Source organism: Streptomyces abyssomicinicus, from assembly GCF_008974245.1.
Classification (GTDB): Bacteria; Actinomycetota; Actinomycetes; order Streptomycetales; family Streptomycetaceae; genus Streptomyces; species Streptomyces abyssomicinicus.
Genome location: NZ_BBZI01000008.1, coordinates 214,307 through 229,898 on the forward strand (window position 1 = coordinate 214,307; position 15,592 = coordinate 229,898).

A 15,592-nucleotide genomic window follows, 5' to 3' on the forward strand; every position below is an offset into this window, starting at 1 on the left:
TGGCACCCTGGGTGGGTGAAGTTTGCGCAGCGCAACCCCGTCGGCGGGCACGTCCCCGTCGCCGGCGGCCTCAGCACCGTCGGCCTGACCTACGCCAGGGAGCTGGCCGCCGAGACCGTGCAGGTCTTCGTCGCCAACCCCCGCGGATGGGCCACGCCCACCGGGAACCCGGCCCAGGACGAGGCGTTCCGCGCCGCCTGTGCGGAGGATTCGATACCGGCGTACGTGCACGCCCCGTACCTGATCAACTTCGGGTCGCACACCGAGGCCACGGTGGAACGCTCCGTGGACTCGCTGCGGCATTCCCTCCGCCGCGGCCGCGAGATCGGCGCGCTGGGCGTCGTGGTGCACACCGGCAGCGCCACCGGCGGGCGGGAGCGGGCCGTGGCGCTGAAGCAGGTCCGCGAGCACATGCTGCCGCTGCTGGAGGAGCTGACCCACGACGACGACCCGTTCCTGCTGATCGAGTCCACCGCCGGCCAGGGCTCGTCCCTCTGCTCCCGCGCCGAGGACTTCGGGCCCTACTTCGAGGCCCTGGACGCCCACCCGAAGCTGGGGGTCTGCCTGGACACCTGCCACATCTTCGCCGCCGGGCACGACCTGACCGGCCCGCACGGCATGCGGCAGACACTCGACGAGCTGGTGGCGACGGTCGGCCCGGGCCGGCTGAAGCTGATCCACGCCAACGACTCCAAGGACGTCGTCGGCGCGCACAAGGACCGGCACGCCAACATCGGCGAGGGCCACATCGGCGAGGACCCGTTCGGGGAGCTGCTGCGTCATCCGGCGACGGAGGGCGTGCCTCTGGTGATCGAGACGCCGGGCGGCAAGGAGGGCCACGCCGCGGACGTCGAGCGGCTGAAGAAGCTGCGCGAACAGAAGGGCTGAGCCGGAGCTACAGGTCCGGGCCCTCGCCCGGCTGCTCCTGGTAGGAGAAGCGCTGCTCCTTCCAGGGGTCCCCGACGTTGTGGTACCCCCGCTCCTCCCAGAAGCCGCGCCGGTCCGCCGTCATGTACTCCACGGCGCGGACCCATTTGGGGCCCTTCCATGCGTACAGGTGGGGGACGATCAGCCGCAGCGGGAACCCGTGCTCGGCGGTGAGGAGCTCGCCGTCCTTGTGGGTGGCGAAGATGGTGTGCTCGGCGGCGAAGTCCGCCAGGCGCATGTTGGAGCTGAAGCCGTACTCGGCCCAGACCATCACATGGGTGACGTCCGGCGCGGGCGGCGCGGCGTCCAGGACGACCTGGGCGGGCACGCCGCTCCACTCGGCGCCCAGCATGCTGAACCGGGTGACGCAGTGCAGGTCGGCGACGACCGTGCTGCGCGGCAGGGCGCCGAACTCGCCGTGGTTCCAGGAGTGCTTGAGGCCGTCGGCGGTGGCGCCGAAGACCTGGAACTCCCAGCGCTCCGGCCGGAACCGCGGCACCGGCCCGTAGTGGGTCACCGGCCAGCCCCGCTGCAGACGCTGCCCCGGGGGAAGTCCCGGCTGTGCCGCTTCCCCGGACGCGTGTTCCTCCGGCTGACCCATGTCACCCATCCTGACAGACCCTCTCCGGGCCGGAGGAGCCGCCTCGGCCGACCGAGGGGCAAAAAGGAACAAGACGGGTAAGTGTGCACTTACTGGACGTGGCGGCGGCTGGTTGCCATCATGCGGGCGCAGCAATCACATCCGATCCGCGCCTGGAAGGACCCGCCGCATGCAGGGCGACCCCGAGGTCATCGAGTTCCTCAACGAGCAGCTGACCGCCGAGCTGACGGCGATCAACCAGTACTTCCTGCACTCCAAGCTGCAGGACCACAAGGGCTGGACCAAGCTGGCCCGCTACACCCGCGCGGAGTCCTTCGACGAGATGCGGCACGCGGAGGTGCTCACCGAGCGCATCCTGATGCTGGACGGCCTGCCGAACTACCAGCGGCTCTTCCACGTCCGCGTGGGGCAGACCATCACCGAGATGTTCGAGGCGGACCGGCAGGTCGAGGTCGAGGCCATCGACCGGCTGCGGCGCGGCGTCGAAGTGATGCGGGCGAAGAACGACATCACCTCGGCCAACATCTTCGAGGCGATCCTGGCCGACGAGGAGCAGCACATCGACTACCTGGAGACCCAGCTGGAGCTGATCGAGAAGCTGGGTGAGTCGCTGTACATCTCGACGGTGATCGAGCAGTCCCAGCCGGACGCGGACGCGGGCTGAGCGGAGGACGGAGCCCGGGCGGCGCCCAGGCGGCGTCGACACGGAGCCCGGGCGGCGCCCAGGCGGCCTCGGCACGGGGCCCGGGCGGCGCCCAGGCGACCTCGGGACGGAACCCGGGCGACGCTCAGGCGGCCTCGGGACGGGCCGTCGGCGCCGGCCCCACGGCCCCGGGAAGCCCAGGCGGCCCGGGCAGCCGGGGGACGCCGACGGCTCCGGCGGCCGGCGCCGGCAGCGCCCGGCGCGGGGCCAGGGCTTCGGCGGGGCGACCCTGTTCGATCAGCTCGCGGCGGGGGCAGGCGCCCCGGCCGAGGATGGCCTGGATCCGCTTGACGCAGCCACCGCAGTCGGTGCCGGCCTTGCAGGCGGAGGCGATCTGACGGGGGGTGCAGGCGCCGGCCTCCGCGTGGCGCTTCACCTGCTCCTCGGTCACGCCGAAACAGCTGCACACGTACACGAAGGTTCACCCCCGTCCTGGGTTCGCTCGCTCGGATGGACCTCGACCGGAACCAGAGGTTCCGCTTGGTGAGGCAAACCTAACCTAACCCACCTCGCGGTGCCCGGGAAGACGGATGGGGCGCGGATCCCTGTGATCCGCGCCCCATCGTCGGGCCCGTCGTCGCGCCGTGTCAGGCGCCCGCTCGGAGCGTCACTGCGAGCGGTACATCTCCGCCACCAGGAACGCCAGGTCCAGCGACTGGCTGCGGTTGAGCCGCGGGTCGCAGGCGGTCTCGTAGCGCTGGTGCAGGTCGTCGACGAAGATCTCGTCGCCGCCGCCCACGCACTCGGTGACGTCGTCGCCGGTCAGCTCCACGTGGATGCCGCCGGGGTGGGTGCCGAGCTCCTTGTGGACCTCGAAGAAGCCCTTGACCTCGTCGAGCACGTCGTCGAAGCGGCGGGTCTTGTGGCCGGAGGCGGCCTCGAAGGTGTTGCCGTGCATCGGGTCGGTCACCCAGGCGACCGTCGCGCCGGAGGCGGTGACCTTCTCCACCAGCTCCGGGAGCCGGTCGCGGACCTTGTCCGCGCCCATGCGGACGATGAAGGTCAGCCGGCCCGGCTCACGGTCCGGGTCGAGGCGCTCGATGTACTGGAGCGCGTCCTCCGCGGTCGTGGTGGGGCCGAGCTTGATGCCGATCGGGTTCTGGACCTTCGAGGCGAACTCGATGTGCGCGTGGTCCATCTGCCGGGTCCGCTCACCGATCCAGACCATGTGGCCGGAGACGTCGTAGAGCTTGCCGGTGCGCGAGTCCACCCGGGTGAGGGCGGTCTCGTAGTCCATCAGCAGCGCCTCGTGGGAGGCGTAGAACTCGACGGTCTTGAACTCCTCGGGGTCCGTCCCGCAGGCCCGCATGAAGTTCAGCGCGTTGTCGATCTCCCGGGCGAGCTGCTCGTAGCGCTGGCCGGAGGGGGACGACTTCACGAAGTCCTGGTTCCAGGCGTGCACCTGCCGCAGGTCGGCGTAGCCGCCGGTGGTGAAGGCGCGCACCAGGTTCAGCGTGGAGGCCGAGGCGTGGTACATCCGCTTCAGCCGCTCCGGGTCGGGGATCCGGGAGGCCTCGGTGAACTCGAAGCCGTTCACCGAGTCACCGCGGTACACCGGCAGCGTGACGCCGTCGCGGGTCTCCATCGGCTTGGAGCGCGGCTTGGAGTACTGGCCGGCGATCCGGCCCACCTTCACCACGGGCACGGAGGCCGCGTAGGTGAGGACGGCGCCCATCTGGAGCAGCGTCTTCAGCTTCGCGCGGATCTGTTCGGCACCCACGCCGTCGAAGGACTCGGCGCAGTCGCCGCCCTGGAGCAGGAACGCGTCCCCCTTGGCCACGGCCGCCAGCCGGGCCTTCAGCTGGTCGCACTCGCCGGCGAAGACCAGTGGCGGGTAGCTCTCCAGCTCCGTGACGACCTTGCCCAGGGCTTCCTGGTCGGGATACTCCGGCTGCTGGGCAGCGGGCAGGTCTCTCCAGGTCGGCACGAAGGCGGCGGGGCTCTCAAGGTTCACGGTCACGCCAGCAAGAGTAAGGGCTCCCTTCCTCGGTTCGGATGAAAAGCCCAAAGTGTGGGATGGACCATCCGAACCCCGTACACCCGCCGACACGGTGCGGTACTGTTCCCGGCATGTTCGCGCACCCGCACCAGACGCTCACGCACCGCAACTGGTGGTGGACCGCTCCCTCGGCGGCCCACTGACTGCGCGTACCCACACTTCGCGAAGGCCGCCCGAGGGGCGGCCTTCGGTGTTTTCGCGACCGGGCCGCTCCTCCCCACCACTTCCCACGGAGGAGCACCCGCCATGGACCTTTCGCTGCTGCCCGGCGACGGACGCCCGTTCGCCCTGCTGCGCCGCCGCACCCCCGGCCGTGACCAGGATCTCGTCGAGCTGCTGGTCGGCCCGGTCGCCGAGTACGCGACGCTGGCCGAGCTGCCCGACCGGGCGCTGGCCCTGGTGCCGTTCCGGCAGATCCGCGAGCGCGGCTTCGACGTCCGCGACGACGGCACGCCGCTGCTGGCCCTGACCCCCGAGGAGACCTACGAGATCCCGATGGCCGGGGCCCTGGCGCAGCTTCCCGCGCACCCGGTGCGGGTGGAGGACGGCGGCTTCGACCAGGACGACACCACCTACGCGGCGACCGTGGAACGGGTGCTGCGGGAGGAGATCGGGCGCGGAGAGGGCGCCAACTTCGTGATCCGCCGCACCTACCGGGGCCGGATCGACGGGTTCGGCGCGGCCGACGCGCTCGCCCTGTTCCGGCGGCTGCTGGAGGGCGAGCGGGGCGCGTACTGGACGTACGTGGTGCACACCGGGGACCGCACCCTGGTGGGGGCGAGCCCCGAGGTGCACGTGCGGATGTCGGGGCAGGCCGTGGTGATGAACCCGATCAGCGGCACCTACCGCTACCCGGCCGGCGGGCCGACGCCGGAGGACCTGCTGGAGTTCCTCGGCGACGCCAAGGAGACCGAGGAGCTGTCCATGGTGGTGGACGAGGAGCTCAAGATGATGTGCACGGTCGGCGACATGGGCGGTGTGGTGGTCGGCCCGCGGCTGCGGGAGATGGCGCACCTGGCGCACACCGAGTACGAGCTGCGCGGCCGTTCCACGCTGGACGTCCGTGAGGTGCTGCGGGAGACCATGTTCGCCGCGACGGTGACCGGCTCGCCGGTGCAGAACGCCTGCCGGGTGATCGAGCGGCACGAGCCGGAGGGGCGCGGCTACTACGCGGGCGCGCTGGCCCTGCTGGGCCGGGACGCGGGCGGCGCGCAGACCCTGGACTCCCCCATCCTGATCCGCACCGCGCACATCCGCGCGGACGGCCGGCTGCGGGTCGACGTGGGCGCGACGCTGGTGCGCGGCTCCGACCCGGCGGGCGAGGTGGCCGAGACCCATGCCAAGGCGGCCGGGATCCTGGCCGCGCTGGGGGTCCGGCCGGGCCGTCCGCGGGAGGAGCGGGCGGCGGCCCGGCTGGCGGACGACCCGCGGGTGCGGGCCGCGCTGGACGCCCGCCGCGGTGAGCTGGCGCCGTTCTGGCTCCGGATGCGGGGGCCGGCCGACGACACCGCGCGGGCCCGGTCGCTCACCGGGGACGCGCTGGTGGTGGACGCCGAGGACACGTTCACCGCGATGCTCGCCCACCTGCTGCGCTCGCTCGGCCTGACGGTCACCGTGCGCCGCTTCGACGAGCCGGGGCTGCGCGAGGCGGTCCTCGCCCACCGGGGCCCGGTGGTGCTGGGCCCCGGCCCCGGCGACCCGGGCGACGGGGCGGACCCGCGGATGCGGTTCCTGCGGTCCCTGGCCGCCGAGGTGCTCCGGGGGCACCGGCACGGGGTGCTGGGCGTCTGCCTGGGCCACGAGCTGATCGCCGCCGAGCTGGGGCTGGAGATCGTCCGCAAGCGGGTGCCGTACCAGGGCGCGCAGACCACGGTCGACCTGTTCGGTCGCCCGGAGAAGGTCGGCTTCTACAACAGCTTCGTCGCCCGCTGCGACGACGCGGCGGCGGCCGGACTGGCCGCGCGGGCGGTGGAGGTGAGCCGGGCCGCGGACGGCGAGGTGCACGCGCTGCGCGGGCCCGGGTTCGCCGGGGTGCAGTTCCACCCGGAGTCGGTGCTCACGGTGCGCGGGACCGAGGTCGTGCGGGAGCTGCTGGCCGGGCTGGTGCGGGACGCCGGTCAGGGGGCGGGCAGCCTGGGCACCAGCACGTTCTCCGAGCGGCGGCCGGCCAGGTAGTCCACCACGTTCGACGCGGTGGTGTGCGCGATCTGTCCCACCGCGTCGGACGTGTAGTAGGCCTGGTGGCCGGTGACCAGGACGTTGGGGAAGGTGACCAGCCGGGCCAGGGTGTCGTCCTCGACGAAGTCCAGCGACTTGTCGAGGAAGAACAGGCCCTCCTCCGCCTCGTAGACGTCCAGGCCCACTCCGGCGAACCGGCCGGCCCGCAGTTCGGCGACCAGCGCGGCGGTGTCCACCAGGCCGCCGCGGCTGGTGTTCACCAGGATCGCGTCGTCCCTCATGACCCGCAGCGCCTCCGCGTCGATGAGGTGCTCGGTCTCCGGGATGAGCGGCACGTGCAGGGTGATCAGGTCCGAGCGGGCCAGCAGTTCGGCGGTCGGGACGTAGGCCATGCCCAGCTCCAGGCACTCCGGGTTCTCGCGGACGTCCCAGCCGAGGAGCTTCATGCCGAAGCCGTGGGCGATGCGGGCGAAGGCGGCGCCGATCTTGCCGGTGCCGATCACCCCGGCGGTCCGGCCGTGCAGGTCACGGCCCATCAGGCCGCTGATCCGGAAGTCGAAGTCCCGGGTGCGCCGGGCGGCGCGGGCTATCCGCCGGTTGCACGCCAGGGCCAGCGCCCAGGCGTGTTCGGCGACCGCGTACGGCGAGTAGGCGGAGACCCGCGCCACGGTCATGCCGAGGCGTTCGGCGACGGGAAGGTCGATGTTGTTGAAGCCGGTGGAGCGCTGGGCGATCAGCCCGGTGCCGCCGACCGCGAGGGTCTGCAGCACCTGGCGGTCCAGCTCCGCGTTGACCGGGCTGACCACCACCTCGTGGCCGAGGGCGAGGGCGGCGGTGTCCGCGTCCAGGTTGACGTCCAGGCAGCGCAGTTCGTGCCCCAGCGGGCCGACCGTGGCGGCGAAGGCCTCCTCCAGGAGCGGCTTCTCGTCGTACTGGACTCCGAACGCGAGGATCTCCATGCAGCCGACGATACGAGCCCCGCCGCCCGCCCGCGAGCGGCCGGAAGGCCCTTTCGCCGGGCCGCGGGGCCCTTGCGCCGCGCCGGGCCGGTGGGCCCTTGCGCCGGCCGGGGTCAGTCCTCGTCGAGGCCGGTCTCGATGGCGTACCGCACCAGCTCCACCCGGTTGTGCAGCTGGAGCTTGCCCAGGGTGTTCTGGACGTGGTTCTGGACCGTGCGGTGGGAGATCACCAGACGCTCGGCGATCTGCTTGTACGACAGGCCCTTGGCGACCAGGCGCAGCACCTCGGTCTCCCGGTCGGTGAGCCGGGGCGCGGGCGTCGCGGGTGCCGGCCCGGACGGTCCGGCGGCGAGCCGGCGGTACTCGCCGAGCACCAGTCCGGCGAGGCCCGGGGTGAACACCGCCTCGCCGACGGCGGTGCGGCGGACCGCGTCGAGGAGTTCCCCGGTGGACGCGGACTTCACCAGGTAGCCGGTGGCGCCGGACTTCACGGCCTCCAGCACGTCGGCGTGCTCGCCGCTGGCCGAGAGCACCAGCACCCGCAGCGCCGGGTCGGCGCCCACCAGTTCGCGGCAGACGGCCACGCCAGGTTTCAGCGGCAGGTTGAGGTCGAGCACCAGCACGTCGGGCCGGGCGGCGCGGGCGCGCCGGACCGCCTGTTCGCCGTCGCCGGCGGTGGCCACCACCTCGAAGCCCGCGTCCGCCAGGTCCCTGGCCACCGCGTCCCGCCACATGGGGTGGTCGTCGACCACCATCACCTTCAACGGGCTCTCCCCCATCGGTTCCTTCTCCTCCAGCTCTTCGGTTCCCGCGTTCCCGGGCTCGTACGTTGTTCCGCAACTCCGCGGGCCCAGGGTCCGCGGCTGCGCGGCTCCGCGGGCCCCCGCGGCTGCGCGGCTCGGCGGGGTCCCCGCGCGGCTGCGCGGAGCCGCGCCGTGGTCAGGTCTTCGGCACCCGCATCTCGACCTCGGCGCCCTGGCCGGGGACCGAGAACAGCTCGGCCGTGCCGCCCAGGTCGCGCAGGCGGCCCCGGATGGACTGGGCGACGCCCAGCCGGCCCTCGCTCTCGGCGGCCTGGAGCCGGCCCGCGGGGATGCCGGGGCCGTCGTCGCGGACGGTGACGATGACCTGGGCGGGTTCGTCCTCCAGCAGGATCCAGGCCCGCGCGTCCTCCCCCGCGTGCGCCCGGACGTTGTCCAGCGCGGCGCCGACCGCCGCGGCCAGTTCGCGGGCCGTGTGGCCGGGCAGTTCCACCGGGGTGCCCGGTTCGGCCAGGGCGATCCTGGGGCCGGTGGCGTGGCGGGCCAGCAGGGCGCGCAGGTCGAGGGGACCGTCGGACTGCTCCCCGCCGGGCTCCGGGCCGCCGTCCGGGACGTCCTCGCGCCGGTGGGCGTCGCGCGGGCCGGGCAGGCCCCGGGAGATCAGCGCGCGCAGCGCGGACTCCTGCTCGCCCGCCAGCCGGACCAGCTCGGCGGTGTCCGCCCCGCCGCCGGTGGCGCCGTCGGCGGCGCGCCGCCGGATCATGGCGAGGACCTGCAGCACGCCGTCGTGGATGTCACGGGCCAGCCGCTCGCGTTCCCGGGTGGCGGCCTCGATCTCCAGGGCACGGGCCAGGGTCCGCTCGGAGGCGCGGGCCACCTCGACGACGTAGCCGATGGCGATGGCGGCGACCCAGACCAGGATCACGTTGTGCACCGTGTCGCGGGTGGGGGCGCCGCGCTCCACCAGGTTGGCCGCGGCCACCAGGGTGGAGGCGAAGGCCGCCCAGCGCCAGCCGCCCTTGACCGCGAAGGCGAGGACCGAGCCGGCCGTCCATATCGACGGCAGGGTCGGGCCGCCGGCGTGGATGCGCGCGGCGGAGTCGGCCAGCGGTGTCAGCAGGATGCCGACGACCGCGACCGTCAGGTCGACGCCGAGGAAACCGCGGGTGCAGCTGCGCGCGTCGGAGACCCGGCGGACGGTGGCCAGGGTCCACACCATCAGGACCGCGAGGTAGCCGACGGCCACCTCCGGGCGGACGAAGTGCCGGTGCGCCGACGCGAACAGGGCGACGGCGTACAGCATCGTCAGCACCCGGTAGGCGGTCAGCGCCCGCCAGAGCGGCTGCTCGACCGACATCCGGCCGCGTGTCTCCCGGGCCACCTCGCCCCTCCCCCGTCTCCCCCTGGTGTCCCCGCGTACGGCGGCGTGGGCCGCCCGGGGTCAGTGGCCTTCCGGCCCCTTGGAACCGGCCGCGGCCGCTTTGGCCTGCTCGGCGGCCTTCTCGGCCCTGGCCGCCTTCTCCGCCTTGGCGGCCTCCGCCAGCTGGCGCTTGGCGGCGGTGGCGTACATGTCGACGTACTCCTGGCCGGAGAGCTTCATCAGCTCGTACATGACCTCGTCGGTCACCGCGCGCAGCACGAACCGGTCGTTGTCCATGCCCTGGTAGCGGCTGAAGTCCAGCGGCTTGCCGATCCGGATGCCGGGGCGCATGAGCTTGGGCATCGCCCGGCCGGGCGGCTGGATCTTCTCGGTGTCGATCATGGCGACCGGGATGACGGGGGCGCCGGTGGCCAGCGCCACCCGGGCCAGACCGCCGGGCTTGCCGCGGTAGAGCCGGCCGTCGGGCGAGCGGGTGCCCTCGGGGTAGATGCCGAAGAGGCCGCCGTTCTCGATGACCTTGATGCCGCTGCGGATCGCCGCCTCGCCGGCGCCGCGGCCGCCCTCGCGGTCCACCGGGAGCTGGCCGACGCCCTTCATGAAGGCGGCCGTCAGGCGCCCCTTCACACCGGGGGTGGTGAAGTACTCCGCCTTGGCGATGAAGGTGACCTTGCGGTCGAGCATCACGGGAAGGAAGATCGAGTCCGAGAAGGACAGGTGGTTGCTCGCGAGGATCGCGGGCCCCTCGGCCGGAATGTTCTCCAGGCCCTCGACCCAAGGTCTGAACGCGACTTTCACCGGTGCCCCGATGATCACCTTCATTATTTCGTAGATCACCCGACTGCCCTCCTGTGCATCGGGTCCGAACCTTATCCCGAGGCCGCCGCAAACGCTCGACGCCCCTGGCCGGTGCAGGCACGGTCGCGTACGGTGAAGTACCCACTCCACCCTTGTGCCGTGCGGGTACCCGTCGGCACGACTCAGTCACGAGGAGACCGAAGGTGCCGGTCCTTCCCGGAGCCGAGCCGTTCCGCCACGACGGCGGGGAGATCGGCGTGCTGCTCTGTCACGGTTTCACCGGTTCGCCGCAGTCGATGCGCCCCTGGGCGGAGTACCTGGCCGAACGCGGGCTGACGGTGTCCCTCCCCCTCCTGCCGGGTCACGGCACGCGCTGGGAGGACATGCAGGTCACCGGCTGGCAGGACTGGTACGCGGAGGTGGACCGCGCGCTGCGGGAGCTCACCGCGCGGTGCTCGGCGGTCTTCGTCTGCGGGCTGTCCATGGGCGGCGCGCTCGCCCTGCGGCTGGCCGCGAGGCACGGCGACGCGGTGAGCGGGGTGGTCCTGGTCAACCCCGTCAACAAGGTGCACGGGGCGGCCGCGCGGGTGCTGCCGGTCGTGCGGCACCTGGTGCCGACCACCAAGGGGCTGACCGGCGACATCAAGAAGGCCGGCGCCCTGGAGACGGGGTACGCCAAGGTGCCGCTGCACGCCGCCTACTCGCTGGCGGTCTTCCTGCGGACCCTCGACCGCGAACTGCCGCAGGTCACCCAGCCGCTCCTGCTGCTGCACAGCACCGAGGACCACGTGGTGGCCCCGGCCGACTCGGCGCGGATCCTGGCGCGGGTCTCCTCGGTGGACGCCACCGAGGTCCTGCTCGAGGACAGCTATCACGTGGCGACGCTGGACAACGACGCGGAGCGGATCTTCGCGGAGAGCCTGGCCTTCGTGGAGCGGCTGGCTCCCGGCGCGGGCGTCTCCCGGTCCGACCGGGAAGGGACGGCCTCCGTTGGCTGAGAACGGCGCCGGGCGGGACCCGGACCACGAGGAGCAGGAACCCGAGCTTCCCGCGTTCGACGAGAAGGCGGCGTGGGAGGCGATCGTCGCCTCCTACGGCGAGGAGCCGCCGGACCCGCCGGGGGTGAGACCGTTCCGGGCGGTGGAGGACCTGGCGCTCCCGGAGGAGGACGTGCGCCCCGGTGACGCGGAGGGCCCCGGGGGCGCCGACGGCCCCAAGGCCGACGCCGAACCGGTGGCGGAGCCCGGGCCGGAGCCGGAGCCGGAGGTGCGGCCACTGGGCGGGGCGGTGACGTTCGCCCCCGGCGTGGGCGCGGGCGCCACCGCGACGGCGCCGCCGGCCGGGCCGCGGGACTTCGAGCTCGCGGAACCGTCGGAGGAGGAGGACCACTTCGTCCCGCCGGAGCCGCCGCCGCTGCCGGAGACGGACGCGACCGCGAAGTTCGCGTGGCTCGGGATCGTCGGCGGTCCGGTGCTGCTGCTGCTCGCGGTGCTGCTGGGATGGCACATGTCCTGGTGGCTCACGACGGTGTGCGTCGGCGGTTTCCTCGGCGGCGCGGCTGCGCTGGTCCTGCGCATGGACCCCGACGGGGACGACTTCGACGACCCGGGCCGCGGCGCGGTCGTCTGACCTCCGCGCGCGGCGCGCCGGCGCTTCCCGCACAAGCACGCAAGCACACAGGCGCACAGGCGCACGAGCGCGCCGCCGCGGGACGCGGGGCGCGCGCCGACGACGCACGAGGGCGGGGCCCGGGTCGCTGCGACCCGGGCCCCGCCCTCGTCCACGCCCGCCCCGCGCGGGGGTGGCGTCAGCGCTGGTAGAGCGCCTCGATCTCGTCCGCGAAGTCCTTGGCGACGACGTTCCGCTTCAGCTTCAGCGACGGCGTGAGGTGCCCCGACTCCTCGGTGAACTGGCTCGCCAGCACGCGGAACTTGCGCACCGACTCCGCCTTGGAGACCGCCGCGTTGCCGTCGTCGACGGCCGACTGGACCGCGGCCAGCAGGTCCGCGTCGTCCCGCAGCCCCGCCGCCGTCGTCCCCTGCGGCTTGCCGTTCTCCGCGCACCAGCGGCCGAGGAACTCCTCGTCCAGGGTGACCAGGGCGCCGACGAACGGACGGCCGTCGCCGACCACCATGCACTCGGCGACCAGCGCGTGCGCCCGGATGCGGTCCTCGATCACGGCCGGGGCGACGTTCTTGCCGCCCGCCGTGACGATGATCTCCTTCTTCCGGCCGGTGATCCGCAGGTAGCCGTCCTCGTCGAGGGTGCCGAGGTCGCCGGTGTGGAACCAGCCGTCCTCCAGCGCCTCGGCGGTGGCCGCCTCGTTGTTCCAGTAGCCGGTGAAGACGTGCTCGCCGTGGAGCAGGACCTCGCCGTCGTCGGCGATGCGGACGACCGAGCCGGGCAGCGGCTGGCCGACCGTGCCGATCTTCTGCTTGTCCCACGGGTTGAAGGCGGTGGCCGCGGCGGACTCGGTGAGGCCGTAGCCCTCGAGGATGGTGAAGCCGATGCCGCGGAAGAAGTGGCCGAGGCGCTCACCCAGCGGCGCGCCGCCGGAGACCGCGTACTCGCCGCGCCCGCCGAGGACGGCGCGCAGCTTGCTGTAGACCAGCTTGTCGAAGACCTTGTACTTGACCCGCAGGCCGAAGGACGGGCCGGAGGGCTCGTCCAGGGCGCGGCTGTAGGCGATCGCGGTGGCGGCGGCCTTGTCGAAGATCTTGCCCTTGCCGTCGGCCTGCGCCTTGGCGCGGGCCGAGTTGTAGACCTTCTCGAACACCCGCGGGACGCCGAGGATCAGCGTCGGGCGGAAGGACGCCAGCTCGCCGGTCAGGTTGGAGATGTCGGGGACGAGGCCCAGCCGGATCGGCGCGAGCATCGCCGCGACCTCGACCAGGCGGCCGAAGACGTGGGCGAGCGGCAGGAACAGCAGGACGGAGCAGCGGCCGGTGTCGAAGAGCGGGCCGAGGCGCTCGACGGCGTTGCCGGCCTCCGCGAACCAGTTGCGGTGGGTGAGCACGCAGCCCTTGGGGCGGCCGGTGGTGCCGGAGGTGTAGACGATGGTCGCCGGGTCGTCGGCCCTGGCGGAGCGGGCGCGCTCGTCGAGGGTGTCCTCGGAGACGTCCTGGCCGAGCCGGCCGAGCTCCTCGAGGGCGCCGTCGTCGATCTGCCACACGTGCTTCAGCGCGGGGAGCTGGGAGCGGACCTGCTCGACGCCCGCGGCGTGGGCCGCCGTCTCGACCACCACGGCGGTGGCGCCGGAGTCGCCGAGTATCCACTCGATCTGCTCGGGCGAGCTGGTCTCGTAGACCGGCACGGTCACCGCGCCGGCGCTCCAGATCGCGAAGTCCAGCAGCGTCCACTCGTAGCGGGTGCGGGAGATCAGCGCCACCCGGTCGCCGGGCTGCACGCCCGCGCCGATCAGGCCCTTGGCCGCGGCGTTCACCTCGGCGAGGAACTGCCGGGCCGTGACGTCCTGCCAGGCGCCGCGGTCGTCCTTGCGGGCGATCACCGCGGTGTCGGGGTGCTGCGCGGCGTTTCTGCGGACCAGATCGGTCAGGTTGCCGTCCGCAGGGACTTCGTACAGAGCCGGAAGGCTGAACTCGCGCAAGACTGCTGCTCCTCATTGGCGCCGACGCCACGACGTTGTGTGGGGTGCGACGGCGGTGCGGTCCGTGGCCGGGCGCCTGCCCGGACGGGGTGCGGACACGATCCGCCCCGGACCCGGCACGCCCTGGACCTGACACTTCTTGGACCGAACGGACGTTACCCCTGGGTAGCTTTACTCCGGAAGGGCATCCGGTTCGGATGTTCGCCGCGTCACACGACTGGTGTTCCATTGCGCACAGTAGTCCACGCCTTTCTTGTGAAGCCAGAGTAACCGCAGGTCCGACCGCCTCTGTTCACGGTCCCACCGCACGCCTAGGCTTCGTCGGCATGGCAGCGACCCCCCTCCGTGACCGTGCCGTCCGGCCCGGCACCCGCATCCATGTGGTCAGTGACGTGCACGGCAACGCCCGCGATCTCGCGCGGGCCGGGGAGGGCGCCGACGCCCTGATCTGTCTGGGCGACCTGGTGCTGTTCCTCGACTACGCCGACCACTCGCGCGGGATCTTCCCCGAGCTGTTCGGCGAGGAGAACGCGGACCGCGTCGTCGAGCTGCGCACCGCCCGCCGCTTCGCGGAGGCCAGGGACTTCCAGGCGGGACTGTGGGCGGCGGCGGGCGAGGACCGGGCGGTGCTGATCGAGCGCGCGGTGCGCCGTCAGTACGCCGAGATGTTCGCGGCGATGCCCACCCCGGCGTACGCCACCTTCGGCAACGTCGACATCCCCCGGCTGTGGCCGGAGTTCGCCCGGGAGGGCACCACCGTCCTGGACGGCCAACGGGTGGAGATCGGCGGCTGGACCTTCGGCTTCGTCGGCGGCGGCCTGCGCACCCCGATGCGGACGCCGTTCGAGATCAGCGACGAGGAGTACGAGGCCAAGCTGGCCGCGCTGGGCGAGGTGGACGTGCTGTGCACGCACATCCCGCCGGAGGTCCCCGACCTGGTCTACGACACGGTGGCCCGCCGCTTCGAGCGGGGCAGCCGCGCCCTGCTGGACGTGATCCGGCGCACCCGGCCCCGGTACTCGCTCTTCGGGCACGTCCACCAGCCGCTGAGCCGGCGGATGCGGATCGGGTCCACCGAGTGCGTCAACGTGGGCCACTTCGCGAGCAGCGGCAGGCCGTGGGCGCTGGAGTTCTGAAGGCCCCGGCCCCCCTGCCGGGACGGCGGCGCCTTCCACGCGCGATAGCCTGCACCAGCAGACCTGCCGGACCGGATCTGGAGGAGCCACGGCGATGGCGGAACACACCAGCTCGAACATCACCATTGAGGCCGCACCGGCCGACGTGATGGAGGTGATCGCCGACTTCGCCCGCTACCCCGAGTGGACCGGTGAGGTGAAGGAGGCGGAGGTCGTCGCCACGGACGGCCGGGGCCGCGCGGAGCAGGTCCGGCTGGTGATGGACGCCGGCGCGATCAAGGACGACCAGACCCTGGCCTACACCTGGCAGGGCGGGAGCGAGGTCTCCTGGACCCTGGTGAAGTCCCAGATGCTCAGGTCCCTGGACGGCTCCTACGCCCTGCGGGACCGGGGCGACGGGTCCACCGAGGTCACCTACACCCTCACCGTGGACGTCAAGATCCCCATGCTGGGCATGATCAAGCGCAAGGCCGAGAAGGTCATCATCGACCGCGCGCTGGCCGGCCTGAAGAAGCGCGTCGAGTCCAGGGCGGCCTAGGGCCGGG

The 15,592-nt window shown here is 72.8% G+C and carries 15 protein-coding genes; 7 read left to right on the forward strand and 8 right to left on the reverse strand.

Annotation, left to right across the window (positions count from 1 at the left end; translation table 11 throughout):
- The first annotated feature begins 15 nt into the window (after positions 1-15).
- Positions 16-888, forward strand: a complete 873-nt coding sequence (locus tag GBN72_RS17905) for a deoxyribonuclease IV (protein ID WP_151772855.1) — start codon at positions 16-18, stop codon at positions 886-888.
- Positions 889-895: 7 nt separating this feature from the next.
- Here GBN72_RS17905 and GBN72_RS17910 read toward each other — a convergent pair whose 3' ends face one another.
- Positions 896-1,528, reverse strand: coding sequence for a sulfite oxidase-like oxidoreductase (locus GBN72_RS17910; protein ID WP_151772856.1), 633 nt, complete (start codon positions 1,526-1,528; stop codon positions 896-898).
- A gap of 169 nt (positions 1,529-1,697) precedes the next feature.
- Here GBN72_RS17910 and bfr point away from each other — a divergent pair, with 169 nt between their 5' ends.
- Complete coding sequence (bfr, locus tag GBN72_RS17915; RefSeq protein ID WP_151772857.1) at positions 1,698-2,192, forward strand: bacterioferritin; 495 nt, start codon at positions 1,698-1,700, stop codon at positions 2,190-2,192.
- Between the two features lie 124 nt (positions 2,193-2,316).
- On the opposite strand, the gene GBN72_RS17920 is transcribed toward bfr, so the two are convergent.
- Together GBN72_RS17920 and GBN72_RS17925 are read right to left on the reverse strand one after the other, a co-directional pair.
- Positions 2,317-2,646 (reverse strand): (2Fe-2S)-binding protein, encoded by a 330-nt coding sequence (locus tag GBN72_RS17920; protein WP_151772858.1) that lies wholly within the window; start codon positions 2,644-2,646, stop codon positions 2,317-2,319.
- A gap of 192 nt (positions 2,647-2,838) precedes the next feature.
- On the reverse strand, positions 2,839-4,191 hold the full coding sequence (locus tag GBN72_RS17925; RefSeq protein WP_151772859.1) for a class II 3-deoxy-7-phosphoheptulonate synthase: 1,353 nt from the start codon (positions 4,189-4,191) through the stop codon (positions 2,839-2,841).
- A 285-nt stretch (positions 4,192-4,476) separates the two neighbouring features.
- Here GBN72_RS17925 and GBN72_RS17930 point away from each other — a divergent pair, with 285 nt between their 5' ends.
- Entirely contained in the window at positions 4,477-6,405 is a 1,929-nt protein-coding gene (locus GBN72_RS17930; protein ID WP_151772860.1) for an anthranilate synthase family protein, read from the forward strand.
- Here GBN72_RS17930 and GBN72_RS17935 read toward each other — a convergent pair.
- The 4 genes from GBN72_RS17935 to GBN72_RS17950 all read right to left on the reverse strand — a co-directional run bounded on the left by GBN72_RS17935 (position 6,348) and on the right by GBN72_RS17950 (position 10,340).
- On the reverse strand, positions 6,348-7,367 hold the full coding sequence (locus tag GBN72_RS17935; RefSeq protein ID WP_151772861.1) for a 2-hydroxyacid dehydrogenase: 1,020 nt from the start codon (positions 7,365-7,367) through the stop codon (positions 6,348-6,350). The two genes, GBN72_RS17930 and GBN72_RS17935, sit on opposite strands and share 58 nt — an antisense overlap.
- 113 nt (positions 7,368-7,480) lie before the next feature.
- Positions 7,481-8,146: a response regulator gene (locus GBN72_RS17940; RefSeq protein ID WP_151772862.1), complete on the reverse strand. Its 666-nt coding sequence runs from the start codon at positions 8,144-8,146 to the stop codon at positions 7,481-7,483.
- A 160-nt stretch (positions 8,147-8,306) separates the two neighbouring features.
- Entirely contained in the window at positions 8,307-9,485 is a 1,179-nt protein-coding gene (gene macS / locus GBN72_RS17945; RefSeq protein ID WP_151773295.1) for a MacS family sensor histidine kinase, read from the reverse strand.
- A gap of 84 nt (positions 9,486-9,569) precedes the next feature.
- Entirely contained in the window at positions 9,570-10,340 is a 771-nt protein-coding gene (locus GBN72_RS17950) for a lysophospholipid acyltransferase family protein (RefSeq protein ID WP_164540759.1), read from the reverse strand.
- 167 nt (positions 10,341-10,507) lie between these two features.
- On the opposite strand from GBN72_RS17950, the gene GBN72_RS17955 reads away from it, so the two are divergent.
- Both GBN72_RS17955 and GBN72_RS17960 read left to right on the forward strand, forming a co-directional pair.
- On the forward strand, positions 10,508-11,302 hold the full coding sequence (locus tag GBN72_RS17955) for an alpha/beta hydrolase (RefSeq protein WP_151772864.1): 795 nt from the start codon (positions 10,508-10,510) through the stop codon (positions 11,300-11,302).
- Entirely contained in the window at positions 11,295-11,933 is a 639-nt protein-coding gene (locus tag GBN72_RS17960) for a hypothetical protein (RefSeq protein ID WP_151772865.1), read from the forward strand. Before GBN72_RS17955 ends, GBN72_RS17960 begins: the two co-directional genes overlap by 8 nt.
- A 178-nt stretch (positions 11,934-12,111) precedes the next feature.
- On the opposite strand, the gene GBN72_RS17965 is transcribed toward GBN72_RS17960, so the two are convergent.
- Entirely contained in the window at positions 12,112-13,911 is a 1,800-nt protein-coding gene (locus tag GBN72_RS17965; protein WP_151772866.1) for an AMP-dependent synthetase/ligase, read from the reverse strand.
- Positions 13,912-14,237: 326 nt separating this feature from the next.
- Between GBN72_RS17965 and GBN72_RS17970 the strand changes: the two genes are divergently transcribed.
- Together GBN72_RS17970 and GBN72_RS17975 are read left to right on the forward strand one after the other, a co-directional pair.
- Positions 14,238-15,047 carry a metallophosphoesterase family protein gene (locus GBN72_RS17970; protein WP_151772867.1) on the forward strand — a complete coding sequence of 270 codons (810 nt, stop codon included), beginning with the start codon at positions 14,238-14,240 and terminating at the stop codon, positions 15,045-15,047.
- A 94-nt stretch (positions 15,048-15,141) separates the two neighbouring features.
- Positions 15,142-15,585: an SRPBCC family protein gene (locus GBN72_RS17975; protein WP_151772868.1), complete on the forward strand. Its 444-nt coding sequence runs from the start codon at positions 15,142-15,144 to the stop codon at positions 15,583-15,585.
- Positions 15,586-15,592: the final 7 nt, after the last annotated feature.